A 17,652-nucleotide genomic window follows, 5' to 3' on the forward strand; every position below is an offset into this window, starting at 1 on the left:
GTCACAGGGTCTGGCACCCGGCCAGACCCTGTCAGTGGAGATGTTCGAGATCCGTGAACGTCAGGTGAGGGCGAGGGTCAGTCGCGATTTCCTTCATTCGGGTCCTGATCCTTGGCAGCGGCGGTGCTGGGAGCGCTGCCCGGGAATTCCGGACGCGGATTGATGAAGGTGCGGCTGACATCGACGGCTGCGATATCCATCATGAAACGACGGCCCAACAGCACCGGGTACGTCAGATCACGACGGTCATTCAGGGTGAATTCGACACGCTGCTTGATGTCGCCAAGCGTCATCAACATGCTGACCACAGGACGGTCTTCCCGGCCTGACGCCTGCACGATGGTCACGGTACGGCTGACCTTGGCTTCTACCCACTTGTCGCGCACCTCGGGGACGAAGTATTTGGCATCCTCGCGAAGCGCCAGCTTGAACTTGACCCACTTGTCGCCATCACGTTCGAACTCGGTGATGTCACGCGCCGACAATGAGGACGTGTTCGCGCCGGTATCGATGCGCGCCTTGAAATAGCTGCCGATGTCCGGAAAGCCGACCCACTCGACACGTCCGAGCAGCGTCTTGTCCATGATCGGGTTTTCAGAGGCGGTCTTGCAGGCCTGAACCACCTGCGGAGCTGCCGGCTGTTCCATTTCGGCATGCATGCGGCGTAATTGGCTGCCGACTTCCCGCATGTCGCGGCGCAATGAGCGGTTCAGTTCGCGCTGCTCGACAAGCTGTTGTTGCTGGACGTCGCATTGCCCGGCGATCTGGCTCTCCAGGGCATCGATGCGTTGCGAGAAGGCCTCCGGGGTCAAGACCGGCTTGGGGGGCTGAGGTTGCGCCGGAACACAACCTGCCATGACGATGACGCTGGACAATGACACGGGCAGCAGCAGCTTGCGGATCAGCATGATAAAGAGGGTTCCTGTTCAGCCTTGCTGACGATCTCGTCTTCACGAGTTCGCCTTGCATGATTCTTGTTCATCCATCTCGCACCGTACTTGCACGAGTGGATGATGGGAGGGAGCCCGGCCACCTTCAGTCGTCGTCTTCGCAGCGATCGCTGAAGGTGTGGCAAAGGGCGATGATACGTAGGCCGGATAGTCGCTGTCCATGATTCGCCACCCACGGCTGGTGCGCCCGGGAACGGCTTACGTCAATGCGTTGCCATTCACGGACAATCATTCAATCCAGCGTGATGCGAAGCGCTCATGACGCCTCTTGCCGTCGATTCCATCGCTCGACAGGCAAGAACGTCGCTCGTTGGGGACGTGCCTGTCCCAGCCGAGTTGACGGCTCCGGCTACCATACTTTGGCACTTATTTCATGGACTTGCACATTTCTCGCATCGTGAGTGCACCTTGTGGTGGGTGTCACAAGTCATCGAATGATCGGTGGGAGCACTGGAGACCTCAGTGGCGAAGTCTGTTCTCAACGGGCTGGTCGTGACACAAGGGCAGGAGAAGGCCAATCACTGACGTCAGCTGACGACAGGCAGACATGCTGCTGAACTTTTCAGGACATCAGGCACTCGAGTTGTGGTTCAGCATGGCGGGTATCGGTCATGCAAAGCGAACACATGACAGGCAGCATGATCGTCAGGGCGGGTCCAGTGAGACGTGAGTCTGGGCTTCTCGAATACTCGATTTAACATAATATATATTATACGAGCCTATGAGAATTCGACATCACGCCTGCGTTGACGATCCACTGCAAGCGTCGAGACACATCCAAATTGCTATTTGTAGAATCACTGCATAGTATCAGTACAAGTTTCCTAGTCGAGAATGTCGATGATTCGCTCCCGCTTGCGCTCCCTCGGTCTGATCACCCTGCTGGCCTCCTCGGCAAGTCTGTTAATGGCTTGCAGCAGCCCCTCAATCGATACCTATGCCGGTTCCGGTCCCGAGTTCAGAATCGACGAGTACTTCCTCGGGCACACACGAGGCTGGGGAATGGTTCAGGATCGTTCCGGTGAAGTGACTCGGCGCTTCGTGGTGGACCTACAGGGCACCAGGCAGGATGGACGATTGACCCTCGACGAGAACTTTCGCTACAGCGATGGAGAGACGCAGCATCGACAATGGACCTTCATCCCGACGGGTGACCGTCAGTGGCGCGGCACGGCAGCTGACGTGACCGGAGAAGCCACGGCAGCCAGCAATGGCCATGCTTTTCGCATGCAATATATTCTGCAGGTTCCCATCGATGGCAGTGTCTGGGAGTTCAACATGGATGACTGGATGTATCTGCAACCAGACGGACGCGTGTTGAATCGCACCTCGATGCGCAAACTGGGCATCGAGCTTGCCACCATCACCCTCGCCTTTCAGCGCTGCCCCTGTGAGAGCGGCCGCTAGAGGCGCTTGTTCAAGGGCGAATGTGCCTCGGCAAGCCACTGGGCATAGCTATCTTCCGGGAGCGCAGGTTGCCCGAAGGCATCGCTCTGAACCTGATCGAACCCGAGAGACTCAAGCTCCGATAGCTGCTGAACTCGCTTGCTACCTACCGCGATGGGCACCAGTCCCAGCGTTTTCATCGCACAGGTCCATGCCTTGATCAAACGTGTCTGATCCGGCTCATGCTGCTGAGGTACTGTGAAGCGTGGGTGCAGCTTGACGGCTACCGCCGGCATCCGGCTCAACAGACGCAGGTTGGCATTATCCCGGCCAAACCGATCAATGCAGAAGGATACTCCGTCACGGGTCAACGAGGTCATTGCCGCAATCAGTGCCTCTGGTGTCTCCGCGAAGCGTTCGCAGCCCGTGAGATCCAGGCGCAGATGCTCCCCCTTGAGGCGGTAAAGTCGCAGGATGCGTCTCAATGTCTCGGCGTATTCACTGTCAATCAGGCGCTTCGCCGAGAGATTCAGTGATACTGGCACTCCGAGAGACTCCGTGGAGCGCTGCGACTGCCAACGACTGATCATGGCGCACGTCTGGCGCAACACCCAGGTATTCAGTTCTTCGCCAAGGCCTGCGCGCTCAGCCATGCGCAACATCTGGTTCGCGGTGACCCAGCGCCCTCGAACCTGCCAACGCAGCAGCATCTCCATGCCGCACACCTTTCTCGTTCGGACATCCAGGATCGGCTGCGCATGCAGGCTGAGCTCATTGTCTCGCAAGGCCCGGGCGAAGCGATCGCCCAATGCGATGGCAAGGGTGACATTGCTGCTGAGATCGGCGACCTGAAGATTCTGCTGACACGGTGCCCAATGCGCCGCACTGGCAAGTTCCTCCTCGAGAAGTTCGACAAGCTCATGGGCCGTGGCCCCCTCGGGCGTGAAGGTGGCCGTTGCGACCAGGAGTTTGGGCCTCAGAGCACTGGAAAGATGCATCAGCCAGGGCTGAGTGATGAAACGTTGCCAACGCATGCCGCTGACAGACTGCCGCTGAGGCAGCAGGATGATCAGGGTATCGCTGCACAGACGACCCTTGATGACGTCTTCATCATCGAAGCTTTCATTGATCTGACTGGACAGTGACTGCATCACCTCCTGGAGGAAGACCTCGCCCTGGTGGTGACGCCAGTGTTCTGCCTCCGATACCTTGAGCATGATGGCCTGGTAGCTTTCACTCCCTCGGTTTTCCATCCAATGGGCAAATGTCTGAAGATAACGACGTCGTGTGCTGTAGCCGGTAATGGGGTCAATGCTGGCCTGAAGCGTGGCACGCGTTCGTTCCGTTAGGAGGCTGTCGCGCTGGATCAGCTCGTTTTCGACCAGCGTGGCACAGAGCCCCAGCCTTTCGAGTTGAGGCGCACTCAGCTCACGTGGTGTGTGATCGATGAGGCACAAGGTGCCCAATGGCAATCCTGAACTGTCTCGCAGCAAGGCGCCGGCATAGAATCGGAGATATGGCGGGCCGGTGACCAGGGGATTGTCATGGAAGCGTTCATCCTTGCTCGCGTCGTTGACGACGAGGTAGCGCTCTTCATGGAGCGCGTGGGCACAGAAGGCCAGGTCACGCCCCGTTTCACGTGCATCGATACCGCAGTGGGCCTTGAACCATTGGCGATTCTCGTCCACCAGTGACACGAGACAGATGGGGACATCGAAGATATCCGCGACCAGGCGCGTCAGGTCGTCATAACGCTTTTCATGCTCACTATCCAGTACGTGAAGCGCGTGGAGGCTATCGATTCGCTCCTGTTCGCGAGGATGAGGGGCTGCTGGCATGAACCCGGGACGCCCACCTGCCGCAATGGCGGGTGGGCTGACAGACGCGTTGTGTGGGGGGATGGCCATTGGCGAGAATCTCATCTGAGTGACCGAAATCGGGGTGACTCGGATGCCATTCAGCTTATCGTTGCCTGCATCGCGAAGGGAGACTGAGAGTCTCTGGTCAATTAAACGGTAAACTTTCGAATATTCGTGATGCAATATGGGGCCGCGCGCCCTGCTGCCCTGCTCCCACATACCACGAAGCCCCCGCAGCTTGGCTGCGGGGGCTTCGTGTGGTCAGGCCATGAATCTCGCGGTTCGTGACGCGGATTCAGGCTTCGGCAGGTGCGTAGGAGCCATCTTCACGGTGGACTTCCTTGCCGGTCAGACCCGGCGTGAAGACACATGCCAGATGCATGGTCTTGGTAGCACGCAGCAGGTGGTCGTCATGTTCATTGAGGATATAGACGTCACCCGGCTTGATCGGCCAGACCTTGCCATCCGCCAGTGTCTCTACCTCGCCCTCACCTTCCATGCAATACACGACTTCATAGTGGTGCTTGTAGTGGATATGGGTCTCGGTACCTTCGAAGATACGGGTGATATGGAAGGAGCACTTGCCACCATCTTCGTCGAGCAGCAGACGAGTGCTGTCCCAGTTGCCGTTCTCGGCCTTGACCAGACGATCCGTCTTGCGGGCTTCCTCGAGATTGCGAACGATCATCAACTTCTCCTCATTTGGGCGCTGTCATGACTCGACAGCTGACAGATGGCGATTCCCGTAGTGACATGAAGGCAATGGCGCTTGAACACGAAAGAGCCGCGGCGCAGAACGATGAGCGCCTTCTTCGGTGACAGGTGACAAGGGCCAGGAATCGCATGAGATGACCCGCGCCATGGCGGGCCTGGGAAGAACGGACGCCGATCAAGTGACCAGCGCCCGATACCGCAGAGACTCAGCGCAGGACGGCTGCCGCATTTTCCTCGATGATGTCGAGGGCTTCCAGCAGGTCTTCATCACGGATGGTCAGCGGACACAGGCATTTGACGACCTGCCCGGAGTGACCACTGGTCTCGATGATTAGGCCCTGCTCGAAACAACGTGAGGTGATGGCATCTGCCAGTTCACCTGACGCCACATCGATACCGCGCATCAAGCCACGACCTTTCTCGTGTGCCGCGAAGCCGTTTTCACGCGCCTTGGCGGCAATCTTCTGGAAGCGCTCCTCGACGATACGGCCCTTGCGCTGGATGTCGCGCTCGAACTTGTTGTCGCTCCAGAAGTGACGCAGTGCAGCGGCGCCGGTCACGAAGGCCAGTGCATGGCCACGGAAGGTGCCGTTGTACTGACTCGGCTTCCACTCATCCAGCTCCGGACGCATCATCACCATCGCGAATGGCACGCCAGAGGCCGACAGTGACTTGGAGTTGCAGACGATGTCCGGAACGATGTCGGCATGCTCGAAACTGAAGAACTTGCCGGTGCGACCACAACCCGCCTGGATATCGTCGATGATCAGCAGGATCTTGTGCTCCTTGCACAGGGCATCCAGACGCTGCAGCCATTCGATGGAGGCCGGGTTGATGCCACCCTCGCCTTGTACGGTCTCGACCAGTACGGCTGCCGGGCGGTCAAGACCACTGGAGGAGTCCTTCAGCAGCTTGTCGAGATACGCGACAGTGTCGACACCCTCGCCCATGTAACCATCGTAGGGCACGAACTGTGCGCCCTGGGCAGGCAGACCCGCTGCATCACGGAACTTGGCGTTGCCTGTCGTGGCCAGGGCGCCCATGGTCACACCATGGAAACCATTGGTGAACGACACGATGTTGTGACGGCCCGAGACCTTGCGCGCCAGACGGATGGCGGCTTCGACGGCATTGGTACCGGTCGGCCCCGGGAAGTGGACCTTGTAGTCCAGACCACGCGGCTTGAGGATCACTTCTTCCAGTGCTTCCAGGAAGTCGCGCTTGGCGGAAGTCCACATGTCGAGACCGTGGATGATGCCATCGCTGCTGATGTAATCGATCAATGCCTTCTTGAGCACCGGGTGGTTGTGCCCGTAGTTGAGCACGCCCGCGCCGGCCAGGAAATCGATGTAGCGCTTGCCATCCTCGGTGAACAGGTGGGCATTCTGCGCCTTGGTGAAGACGGTCGGGAAAGAACGAGAATAAGTGCGTACCTCGGATTCCATCTGTTCGAGTATCTGCGTATTCATGCTGTCACCTCCCTGGTGATGGATGGCCATGCTCGGCGCGGTGAAAGCGCTGGCGGCCATGCCAGAATGTAAAGACGATTCAACGAATGACACTGACCCACTTGCACACGATGACTTGGGGGTCGACAAGTGATGTCACGACTTTCCTGTCATGAACATCCAGCGGGTGAGACGTGATTCTCCTCGAGGTCCGACACGAGAATCGTGACGCCGCCTCACCCGAGACTTCTCCATGGCGTCTTGAGACACCATGGCTGGCTCAGATATCGCTCGGCAGGAACGGCCCGATACGTACCAGGTTCTCCGCGAGGTGCACGCCGCCCAACTGATCCGAGGAGAAATATTCACGCGAATGCAGGGGGACTTGCCAGCGCTCGGACAGACGCGTGAAGAGTGCCCAGGACGCTTCATTGTCAGGCGTGATGGTGGTCTCGAGGTGGCGCACATGGGCCATCTCCGGGCGCTTCATCACGGCTTCGATCAGACGACGTGCCAGGCCAGTCCCGCGGGCTTTCTCACCGACGGCAATCTGCCACAGGAAGAAGGTCTGCGGGGCATCATTGCGGGTGTAGCCCGAGACGAAGCCGACCACCTCACCCTCTTCATCCGTTGCCACGGCGCAGCTGTCACGGAACTGGGTTGCCAGCAGAACGTACGAATACCCTGAATTGAGGTCCAGCGGCGGGCATGCCTTGACCAGCTCATAGATGCCCCAGCCGTCATCAGTGGTCGGCTGACGGATGAACAGCGGCGTCGTGGCGCGGTTGATCACGGCATCATGGGTGTGGTGGGCAAGGCCCTGAATCGTGGAAGTCATTGTCATGGTTTTCATAGATTATTTCGCAGTTGGCGAATTCGCTATAAACCATAACAAACCGTTATGAGTCTTGCAAACCATAGTTTATTTGCGAAGCGCTCATGCATAACGGGAAATTATCGTTTATCACCCCATCGCATGAGCCGCTTCACGGGCAATCGCCACGCCTCCGCCCACCGCGCAGACGCCAGTCATGCCATGCCCCCTATCCTCCATCCCCTATCGCCAGCAGTGCCTGAGTGCAGTAAGCGTCACTGACAGCAGAACGACATATGGCGCCCGCAGGCGCCATATGGAGAAGAAAGGGTATGAAGAGATGCCGTCGCGGCAGGCATCGTGAAGACGTCACATGCGGTCTCTGACGATGTCAGCAGATCCCCATCGCACGTGCCCGAGCGACAGGTCAGCGTTTCACGGCCGTCGAGGAAGCGGCTCGCTTGGAGGAGGTCGCCACGATCTGCCCGAGTTCATCGTGGCGACTGAACTGGATGGCGCAGTTGCGGCCTTCATTCTTGGCAGCATATAGCGCCATATCGGCATTGTGAGTCAGCGCTTCACGTTGATTGCCGTGTTGCGGCGCGATCGCGATACCGATGCTGCACCCCACTTCCAGCTTGTGGTCTTCATAGAGGAAAGGCTTGCCCAATGAATCGATGATGCGCTGTGCCAGCTGGGCAAGTTCACCATGGCGCCCCAGATTTGCCTGGATGTCGGCATTGTGGACCAGTACCACGAATTCATCGCCGCCCAGACGTGCGACGAAGTCGTCCTTGCGCACCACCTGGTTGAGCCTTTCCGCGATCACCTTGAGGGCGACGTCACCAGCCGCGTGACCATAGGTGTCATTGATGGGCTTGAACTTGTCGATGTCCAGCATCAGACAGGCCATCTGACCGCCCTCTTCATTGACATCAGCCAGCCACTGCTCGCTTCTCTCATAGAAATGCTGACGATTGGGCAGGCCTGTCAGGGAATCATGCATTGCCAGCTGAGTGATGCGTTTCTTGTAGTTGTTGCTCTCGATGATGTTGTACTTGAACTTCTGGAGCGCCCGCGCCATCTGGCCGACTTCATTGGTGTGCTGAGTACTGTCGATCACCACGCTGACATCATCATTGGCCAGAGTGTTCATCGTCTGCGTGAGGCGGCGAATCGGCTTGAGCACATAGCGAGCGAACAGCCACATGGAAAGCCCGATCAGCACGGCGATCATGATCAGTGCCAGGCCATTGACGATAGGGGCCAGCGTCGCCAGCAGCTTGAGCGTCTTGCCGACCGCCGCCGAAGTGGCGGCGACGCGTTGATCGCTTTGATGATCCAGGACCGAAAGGCCCTCGATCGCTGGCGCGTCATCGACCTTGACGCGGGCGTCAAGCTCACTGGCTGACATGCCGGGCTGCTCATCATGTAGATGACTGATCGTCAGCAGGCGCTCGCTGTAGGCCTGAATGACACTGGCGATATCTCGGATCGCACGCTGCTCTGCCACGTTCATGCCCATCTCGCGGTAGGCCGCAAGCGTCTCACGCAGCGACTGGATGTCCTGGGCGGCTTGCTGTCCATAGATGGCGTCCCCGCGCAGAACATAGTTCTTGAAGTGGTGGATCATCTCGCCGTACCCCATGTCCCGACGCAGGTTGGCGACCAGGCGTGCCTTGCCCATGCCATCTTCCAGCGGATTGGCATTGTCACGGGATTCACGTATGGCGACGCTGCGCAGGGTGTCCAGCCCGGACACGGCCAGATAGTCATCCACGACGACCTGTCGGTCGATCTCGCGAACCGACTCATCAGTGGCCATCAGCTGACGAACCTTCAGTACCATGGCGTCGTAACGGTCCAGCGTCTCGTTCAGCCCATGGAGGGCCACTTCTTCCTGTTGACTGATCCCCAGACTCTGGTAGCGGAACAAGGCGCTGCGGGCTGCGCCGATTTCATTCTGGATCTCGGGAATCAACGCCTCATCATGTCGCAACACCAGGTTCTTGAAGTCGTGGATCATCCCGCCGAAGCCCATCGACTTGGTAAGCTGGCTCTCCAGGCGTGGCTTGTCGGCACGTGCCTGCTGATATTCGTGCCAGTCCGTTTCCAGTTCTGACACGTTGCGGGTGATGAAAGCCAACACGACCAGCAACACCAGCCCTGCCAGTGCGGAGAGTCCGCAGATGATGATGTTGATGGTGCGAAAGCGCATGTTGGCCAGGGTCATGTATGGCGGTCTCTTCACTGGTGGATACGGTCATCGGGCAAGCCGTCATGAGGCGTCAGCGTAGGCGCCATCTGCAGCATTCATCCTCACAATACCAGAAATCCTAATACTCGGATGTATTACGCGGGATCATTCCCGGCACCAGCCTCCCAATGAAAAGATCCCCCACCGCAACGCGATGGAGGATCTTCATCTGATCAAGCTGGTCGGGACGTCGCAGGCCATCGACAGGCGCCTTGAGGCATCACGTCAATGAATCAGTTGTAATAGGCATTGGTCGTATCGGTGTGATCGGTCACGTCACGAATGCCGGCGAGCTCGGGGATGCGTTCCAGAAGCGTCTTCTCCACGCCATCCTTGAGCGTCAGGTCAACGGCCGAGCACCCTTGGCACCCGCCGCCGAACTGAAGCACGGCAACCTGGTCGTCGGTCAGCTGCATCAGCTTGATCTCACCACCGTGTGCCGCCAGGCCCGGATTGATCTCGCTGTAGAGGATGTAATTGATGCGATCTTCCAGCGGGCTGTCCGCATTGACCTTGGGCATCTTGGCATTCGGTGCCTTGATGGTGAGCTGGCCGCCCATGCGATCCGCATTGAAGTCGACCGTCGCCTCTTCCAGGAACGGAACGCTGTGGGTGTCGAGATAGACCTTCAGCTTCGGAAGATCCAGAATCTCGTCGGTCGGCTCTTCTTCTCCCGGGCGGCAGTAGGCAAGACACGTCTCGGCATACGGAGTGCCCGGCTGGGTGATGAAGATGCGCACGCCGATGCCTTCAACGTTCTGCTTCTCGAGCAGCTCGGCAAGATACTCCTGGGCGCTATCGGTAATTTGGATGCTCTCACTCATGGCGCAGAGACTCTCTTGATGTCAGGTGACTAATGGCTCCATGTTAAGGAAATCCTGCTGCACTCGCAATCCTGAGCAAATCACTCGGGTTTGGCGCCATGGGCGCGGCCACTCCCGGGTGGGCTTTCCTAAAGCACTCATGTTGCGCATGAATCATGCTCATCGTGACGATTCTGAGGTCTGATACGATAGCCACATCTGGCAAGGCGAGGATGCCGCGAGCGGATCCTTCACCAGAGCCTCCCAATAGCAATGAGTTCGCGCCTGTGGCGTGTGGCTTGCCTGGCAAAGTCCTTGCTTGGCAAACAGAGTTACACGCCCGGGAAACAACGCGACAAGTCACGTACGCTGGAGTCCGTCATGGCGCAAGCCCACCCCCCTGTTCCCTATTCCCTGCCCCTGTCTGACGCGCTGAGACAGGCGCTGCAGGAGCGTATCCTGATCCTCGATGGTGGCATGGGCACCATGTTGCAGAGCTATGGGCTGGAAGAGGAAGACTTCCGTGGTGAACGCTTCGCCGACTGGCCCAGTGACATCAAGGGCAACAACGACCTACTGGCCCTGACACGCCCGGATATCGTCGAAGCGATCCACCGCGCCTATTTCGAGGCCGGCGCCGATATCGTCGAGACCAACACCTTCAATGCGACCCAGTTGTCGCAGTCCGATTACGGCATGCAGGCGTTGGTGTACGAGATCAATCTCGAATCGGCGCGACTGGCGCGCAAGGCAGCCGATGACGTGGCCGCCGAGACCGGCATCCCGCGCTTCGTCGCCGGGGTGCTCGGCCCGACCAGCCGCACCTGCTCCATCTCCCCCGACGTGAATGACCCCGCCAAGCGCAACGTCACCTTCGATATCCTGCGCGACAATTATCGCGAAGCTGCGCTGGCGCTCTTCGAGGGCGGCGCGGACCTGATCCTGATCGAGACCATCTTCGACACGCTCAATGCCAAGGCGGCGATCTACGCCCTGGAGGAGCTGTTCGACGAGGGTCACCCGCGCCTGCCGGTGATGATCTCCGGTACCATCACCGATGCCTCGGGACGCACGCTGTCCGGCCAGACCACCGAAGCCTTCTGGAACTCGGTACGCCACGCTCGCCCGCTGAGCATCGGCCTCAACTGTGCTCTTGGCGCCGAGGAGCTGCGCCCCTATCTGCGTGAGCTGTCCGAGAAGGCCGATACCTTTGTCTCCGCGCACCCCAACGCCGGCCTGCCCAATGAATTCGGCGAGTACGACCAGACCCCGGACGAGATGGCCGAGATCATCCGAACCTTCGCCTCGGAGGGTCTGCTCAACATCATCGGTGGCTGCTGTGGCTCCACGCCGGAACATATCCGCGCGATCAAGGGTGTGGTGGATCAATGCGCGCCCCGCAAGGTGCCCGAGATCGCCAGAGCTTGCCGCCTGTCGGGGCTGGAGCCCTTCAACATCCAGCCGGACTCGTTGTTCGTCAATGTCGGTGAGCGTACCAACGTCACCGGCTCCGCGCGCTTCCGTCGCCTGATCAAGGAAGAGGATTACACCACCGCGCTGGAAGTCGCCCTAGAGCAGGTCGAGAGCGGCGCGCAGGTCATCGACGTCAACATGGATGAAGGCATGCTGGAGTCACAGGAGGCCATGGTGCGCTTCCTGAACCTGATCGCCTCGGAGCCGGATATCTCGCGGGTGCCGATCATGGTCGACTCCTCCAAGTGGGACATCATCGAGGCGGGGCTCAAGTGCATCCAGGGCAAGGCGGTGGTCAATTCCATCTCGCTCAAGGAAGGCGAGGAAAGCTTCCGTCACCAGGCGCAGATCTGTCGACGCCATGGCGCGGCCGTGGTGGTCATGGCATTCGATGATGTCGGACAGGCCGACACCTATGAGCGCAAGATCGAGATCTGCGAGCGCGCCTATCGATTGCTGGTCGAAGATATCGGCTTCCCGGCCGAGGACATCATCTTTGACCCCAACATCTTTGCCGTAGCCACCGGCATCGAGGAGCACAACAACTACGGTGTCGATTTCATCGAGGCCACGCGCTGGATCCATGCCAACCTGCCGCATGCGATGATCTCCGGTGGTGTCTCCAACGTGTCCTTCTCGTTTCGCGGCAACAACCCGGTGCGTGAAGCGATCCACTCGGTATTCCTCTATCACGCCATCCAGGCGGGTTTGAGCATGGGCATCGTCAACGCCGGCCAGTTGGCGCTCTACGATGATCTACCCGATGAGTTGCGTGAGGCCGTCGAGGATGTGGTGCTTAATCGTCGTGATGACAGTACCGAGCGTCTGCTCGACATTGCCGACAAGTACAAGGGTGATGGCAGTACTGGCGAGAAGAAGGAAGATCTCGAGTGGCGCAGCTGGCCAATCAACAAGCGTATCGAGCACGCGCTGGTCAAGGGTATCACCGTCCATATCGAGGAAGATACCGAGGAGGCACGCCTGCAGGCTGCCCGGCCCATTGAGGTCATCGAAGGGCCGTTGATGGACGGCATGAATGTGGTCGGTGACCTGTTCGGTGCCGGCAAGATGTTCCTGCCCCAGGTGGTGAAGTCGGCGCGCGTCATGAAGCAGGCGGTCGCCCACCTGATCCCCTTCATCGAGGCCGAGAAGAGCGGCGAGACCCAGGCCAAGGGCAAGATCGTCATGGCCACCGTCAAGGGCGATGTCCACGACATCGGCAAGAACATCGTCGGCGTGGTGCTTCAGTGCAACAACTATGAGGTGATCGATCTGGGCGTGATGGTACCCGCCGAAAAGATCCTGCAGACCGCCATCGACGAGAAGGCCGATATCATCGGGCTTTCGGGCCTGATCACGCCATCACTGGACGAGATGGTCAGCGTCGCCAGGGAAATGCAGCGTCGGGGCATGCAGTTGCCGTTGCTGATCGGGGGCGCCACCACCTCCAAGGCGCACACGGCGGTCAAGATCGAGCCACAGTACGAGCATCCGGTCATCTATGTCACCGATGCGTCGCGCGCCGTGGGCGTGGCGTCTCGTCTGCTGTCACCCGAGCTCAAGCCCGACTTCGTCGATCAGGTGCGCAGCGAGTATGCCGTGGTGCGTGAGCGCAATGCCAAACGACGCCCGAAGGCTGCGGACCTTGACTATGCCCAGGCGCGCAAGCGCCGCTTCCAGCCTGACTGGGAGAATTACACGCCGCCGGCGCCAAGTTTCACGGGCCTCAAGGTCTTCGATGGGTATGATCTCAACGAACTGGTCGAGCGTATCGACTGGACGCCCTTCTTCATGAGCTGGCAGCTTTCAGGCAAGTATCCGAAGATCCTGCAGGATGAGGTGGTCGGAGACGCCGCGCGTGCCCTGTTCGCCGATGCCAGAGAAATGCTGCGCAAGTTGATCGATGAGAAGGTGCTGACCGCACGTGGGGTCATCGGTTTCTGGCCAGCCAACTGTGTCGACGACGATACCCTGGAGGTCTATGCCGATGAGTCGCGTACTCACGTCATCGAGCACCTCCACCACATCCGTCAGCAGATGACCAAGAACCGCGACGGCGTCTGTCACAGCCTCGCCGATTTCATCGCTCCCCGAGACAGTGGCAAGCCGGACTGGATCGGTGGCTTCGCCGTCACCACCGGGCATGGGGCGGATGAATTGGCCAGACAGTACGAGGAGGCTGGCGATGACTACAACGCCATCATGGTCAAGGCGTTGGCGGATCGTCTCGCCGAAGCCTTTGCCGAGCGCCTGCACGAACGTGTCCGCAAGGAGTTCTGGGGATATGACGCCGAAGAAGTGCTCGACAACGAGGCACTGATCGCCGAGCGGTATCGGGGCATACGCCCGGCGCCAGGCTACCCGGCCTGTCCGGACCACACCGAGAAGGCCACGCTGTTCCGCATGCTCGAACCTGAGACGCATGCCGGCATGGTGCTCACCGAGAGCTTCGCCATGTGGCCTGCCGCCGCCGTTTCCGGCTGGTACTTCGCCCATCCTGAGTCGAAGTACTTCTCCACCGGCAAGATCACCCGGGACCAGGTGCTGTCATTGGCGGAGCGCAAGCGCATGCCACTCGCCGAAATGGAGCGCTGGTTGTCACCGGTACTGAGCTACGATCCGGACAACGCCAGCTAGATCAGGTCGTATAAAGACTCGCCAAGCCGGCAAGAGTATCTCGCATGATCATGCAAAGGGCACCTGCCAGCGCAGGTGCCCTTTTGCGTGGGGCTGGCTGACTCAGCTGAGTCTCGGTCAGCGTCATGCACCGGATGCTGCCTGTGACACCTCACGCTATAATGGCCTCCTTTGTCCTTCCCTGCCCTCTGCCCTGCGAGCCGTCTGTGTCCCTGTTCTGCGCATCCATCCCGTCTGTCCTGCCCTGCGCGGCGGCATCGTCTGAAGGTGACCCTGGAGATTGCCGGCGGCGGTATTCACCGGCGAGGGGGCGTGTGTAATGTTGCCTGAACGCCAACGCAGCCTGAGAATTCTGAAGCTGGCACTGCCCATCATCGGTGGCATGCTGTCGCAGAGCCTTCTCAATCTGATCGATGCCGCCCTGGTAGGACAGCTTGGTGAGACGGCGCTGGCGGGAGTCGGAGTCGGGGGCTATGCCATGTTCATGGTCACGGCCTTGATCTTCGGGCTGTCATCCGCCGTGCAGGCCCAGACCTCTCGACGGCTGGGAGAATCTGCCCCCGAACGTTGCGGCGAAGGGCTGAATGCCGGACTGATATTGGCATTGTTGGTGGGCATTCCCGTGATGTTGGCCTGCCATCACTGGGCAGACACCTTGCTTCGTCTGATCAATGACCAGCCTGAAGTCCACGCAACGGCCACCTCCTACTTCCAATGGCGCGTCGCCGGCATCGTGCCCGTCGCCATGGCATTCTGCTTCCGCGGATTCTGGAATGGACTTCAGCGCACCGGTATCTATCTGCGCATCATGTTGATCACCCAGCTGATCAATGTGGTGTTGAGCATCATCTTGATCCATGGACTCTATGGCGCCCCCAAGATGGGCGCCGATGGTGCAGGTGCCGGTACGACACTGTCCCTCTTCGTGGCATTGGGCTTGTGGGTGCAGGCGACCCTGGGAGAGCGCAGACAACATGGCGTACTGCATGCCTGGCCGCCACTGAGACACTACCTGACGCTGCTCAAGCTGGCGGTGCCCCATTCCTTCCAACAGCTGTGGTTTGCGGCGGGCTATGCCGTGTTGTTCTGGATTCTGGGCAGGATCGACGCGGCCAGCGTGGCAGTGGGTCATGTGCTGGTCAATCTCTCCCTGCTGCTCATTCTGCCCGGAGTCGGTCTGGGGCTGGCGGCCATGAGTCTGGTGGGCCAGGCATTGGGACGCGATCACCATGAAGATGCCCATCGTTGGGGATGGGATACGGTGCGCATCGCCCTGCCTTGCCTCATGCTGCTGGGATTGCCGCTCTGGGCGGCACCGGAAAGCGTGCTGGGCCTCTTCCTGCATCGCCCGGAGTTGATCGCGCTGGGCAAGCTCCCGTTACAGCTGACCGCCGTGATGATCATCATGGACTGCGCGGCCATCGTGCTGGCTCAGGCGTTGCTCGGGGCTGGTGCCAATCGCACGGTCATGACCGCCACCCTGGCCATCCAATGGCTGCTCTTCCTCCCGCTTGCCTGGTGGTTCGGGGTGCATCTGGGGGGTGGATTGCTGGCCATCTGGTGTACTCAGCTCGGGTATCGAATCTTCAACTCCCTTGTCTTCAGTGCCATCTGGCAACGCAGAGAGTGGCAGTTGCTGCGGCTCTGAGTCTCGCCCTCTTCCTTCATCAAAGGGCCGTGGTGGCCTTGTCCTGTCGACCTCGAGATCGCCACGGGGGCATCACCGCCACATGGATTCCCTTTCATCTGGCATTGCCCCTGAATCGGTCTGGAGGACCGAAGTGTTGAAATCGGGTGATAGTGCACGGTTGTTGAGGCGTATGACATGCTGAGGTCTGGAGTATGTTGGTCATACTGCAAATCCTTGTCATCGGGTGCCGACATGTCGATCACGTCTAAATCAGGAGGTTGGATCAAGAGTGCGCGACGATGGATTCCCGTCGTTTGCGTCATGGCGTTCAGCCCCCCGATTGCCGCTTCCTCAGCCCCCCTCCCACCAGTCCTTGATGTTGCCTCGGCCAGCAGTCACTCGAGAATGGCCAGGGTGGCCGACGAGATGCCCCCCACGGCGGCGTCCCTCGCGCCCGGGCGAAATCTGACCGCCGTCTTCGTCAATCCGGGGCTGCCTGGGGAACGATTCTGGAATATGGTCACGGCGACGATGCAGGCAGCAGCTCGAGACCTGAATGTCTCGCTGGAAGTCGTATATGCCGAGCGAAATCCCATCCTCATGAAACGATTGGCAAGCGCGGCCCTGGCGCGTGCAACACCCCCGGACTATCTCGTGCTGGTCAATGAGGAGCAGGCCGCTTCCGACCTCCTGCCTCTGGCAGATGGCGGCTCATCACATATCGTGATGCTGTTGAACGGCTTGACCCCGGAGGAGCAGACAACTCACGGCGTCCCCGGCAGTGTCCACCCCTCCTGGATCGCCAGTGTCATTCCCGACAACCATGGCGCCGGGAGAAGGATGGCCAGCGAATTGATTGACGCGGCGCGTATCTATCCGCCCGGTGAAACGCGCCACGGGCTCGCCTTGATCAGCGATACCAGAACGCCAGCCTCCATCGCTCGCAATGCCGGGATGTTGAATGGCTTTGCTGAGCATGACGCCATCAAGATGACGCGCATTCTCGAGGCACGCTGGAACCTTCCGGATGCTGAGCGGCTCACGCATCACTATCTCCAATGGGCCGAACGCTCGGGATTGCACAATATCCTCATCTGGGCGGCAAACGACGCCATGGCGGAAGGTGCCGTCCGAGCGGTTGAAGCCAGTGGCATGCAGCCGGGCAAGGATGTGCTGATCGCGGGTCTCAACTGGTCGCCCGAGGGCATCGCCATGGTTATGGACAAGCGCATGGTGATGTCAGATGGAGGGCATTTCATGGCGGGAGCCTGGGCGATGGTGATGTTGAGAGACCACGCTGATGACACCCACTGGGCCCCCAGAACCGTGCACTTCCCGATGAGCCCCATCCATCAGGGAAATGTCGATATCTACGGCCCGTTGCTGATCCAGCCGGACTGGGAAACGGTGGACTTCACGCGCTTCAGATTGCAGACAAAGGAAGACGACTACGCGTTTGATCCGATGGCAGTGTTGGGACAGATGAAAGACTCGCCTGCGCCACTCGAACGATAGGACTGATCGAGCAGATCATGGTGCGGCCCCGGGAGAGGAACACGTCAGATCACCCGTCGCCAGGCAGCCCTCTCCCCTTCAGCTCGTCAGCCGCGGGGATCGACTTGCTTCGTGACAGCCTGTCACACGCGATAATGGAGTCATCATGATATTGACGCGACCTTCA

At 59.5% G+C, this 17,652-nt stretch carries 11 protein-coding genes; 4 read left to right on the forward strand and 7 right to left on the reverse strand.

Annotation, left to right across the window (positions count from 1 at the left end; genetic code table 11):
• Positions 1-77: 77 nt before the first annotated feature.
• Positions 78-908 (reverse strand): ATP-dependent zinc protease family protein, encoded by an 831-nt coding sequence (locus tag BOH68_RS08280; protein ID WP_077376386.1) that lies wholly within the window; start codon positions 906-908, stop codon positions 78-80.
• A gap of 882 nt (positions 909-1,790) precedes the next feature.
• On the opposite strand from BOH68_RS08280, the gene BOH68_RS08285 reads away from it, so the two are divergent.
• Positions 1,791-2,357, forward strand: coding sequence for a DUF3833 domain-containing protein (locus BOH68_RS08285; RefSeq protein WP_077376383.1), 567 nt, complete (start codon positions 1,791-1,793; stop codon positions 2,355-2,357).
• Here BOH68_RS08285 and BOH68_RS08290 read toward each other — a convergent pair.
• From BOH68_RS08290 to nfuA, 6 genes are all read right to left on the reverse strand, one after another.
• Positions 2,354-4,174, reverse strand: a complete 1,821-nt coding sequence (locus BOH68_RS08290; protein WP_170877422.1) for an EAL domain-containing protein — start codon at positions 4,172-4,174, stop codon at positions 2,354-2,356. The genes BOH68_RS08285 and BOH68_RS08290 overlap by 4 nt on opposite strands.
• 316 nt (positions 4,175-4,490) lie before the next feature.
• Complete coding sequence (locus tag BOH68_RS08295; RefSeq protein ID WP_065392486.1) at positions 4,491-4,883, reverse strand: ectoine synthase; 393 nt, start codon at positions 4,881-4,883, stop codon at positions 4,491-4,493.
• Positions 4,884-5,115: 232 nt separating this feature from the next.
• Entirely contained in the window at positions 5,116-6,378 is a 1,263-nt protein-coding gene (gene ectB, locus BOH68_RS08300) for a diaminobutyrate--2-oxoglutarate transaminase (protein WP_065392487.1), read from the reverse strand.
• Positions 6,379-6,637: 259 nt separating this feature from the next.
• Complete coding sequence (ectA, locus tag BOH68_RS08305; protein ID WP_077376377.1) at positions 6,638-7,195, reverse strand: diaminobutyrate acetyltransferase; 558 nt, start codon at positions 7,193-7,195, stop codon at positions 6,638-6,640.
• A gap of 403 nt (positions 7,196-7,598) precedes the next feature.
• Positions 7,599-9,404, reverse strand: coding sequence for a diguanylate cyclase domain-containing protein (locus tag BOH68_RS08310; protein ID WP_077376374.1), 1,806 nt, complete (start codon positions 9,402-9,404; stop codon positions 7,599-7,601).
• A gap of 257 nt (positions 9,405-9,661) precedes the next feature.
• The gene (nfuA, locus tag BOH68_RS08315; protein WP_077376371.1) at positions 9,662-10,252 is read right to left on the reverse strand and encodes a Fe-S biogenesis protein NfuA; all 591 of its coding nucleotides are present in this window, start codon (positions 10,250-10,252) and stop codon (positions 9,662-9,664) included.
• A gap of 360 nt (positions 10,253-10,612) precedes the next feature.
• On the opposite strand from nfuA, the gene metH reads away from it, so the two are divergent.
• The 3 genes from metH (at position 10,613) to BOH68_RS08330 (ending at position 17,486) form a co-directional block, all read left to right on the forward strand.
• Positions 10,613-14,341, forward strand: coding sequence for a methionine synthase (metH, locus tag BOH68_RS08320; RefSeq protein ID WP_077376368.1), 3,729 nt, complete (start codon positions 10,613-10,615; stop codon positions 14,339-14,341).
• 319 nt (positions 14,342-14,660) lie between these two features.
• A complete protein-coding gene (locus BOH68_RS08325; RefSeq protein WP_077376365.1) occupies positions 14,661-15,989 on the forward strand; it encodes an MATE family efflux transporter in 1,329 nt (442 codons plus the stop codon).
• A gap of 396 nt (positions 15,990-16,385) precedes the next feature.
• Positions 16,386-17,486, forward strand: coding sequence for an ABC transporter substrate-binding protein (locus BOH68_RS08330; protein ID WP_170877421.1), 1,101 nt, complete (start codon positions 16,386-16,388; stop codon positions 17,484-17,486).
• The last annotated feature ends 166 nt before the right edge of the window (positions 17,487-17,652 follow it).

The sequence above is a fragment of the Cobetia sp. MM1IDA2H-1 genome (assembly GCF_002916775.2).
Taxonomy (GTDB): domain Bacteria; phylum Pseudomonadota; class Gammaproteobacteria; order Pseudomonadales; family Halomonadaceae; genus Cobetia; species Cobetia marina.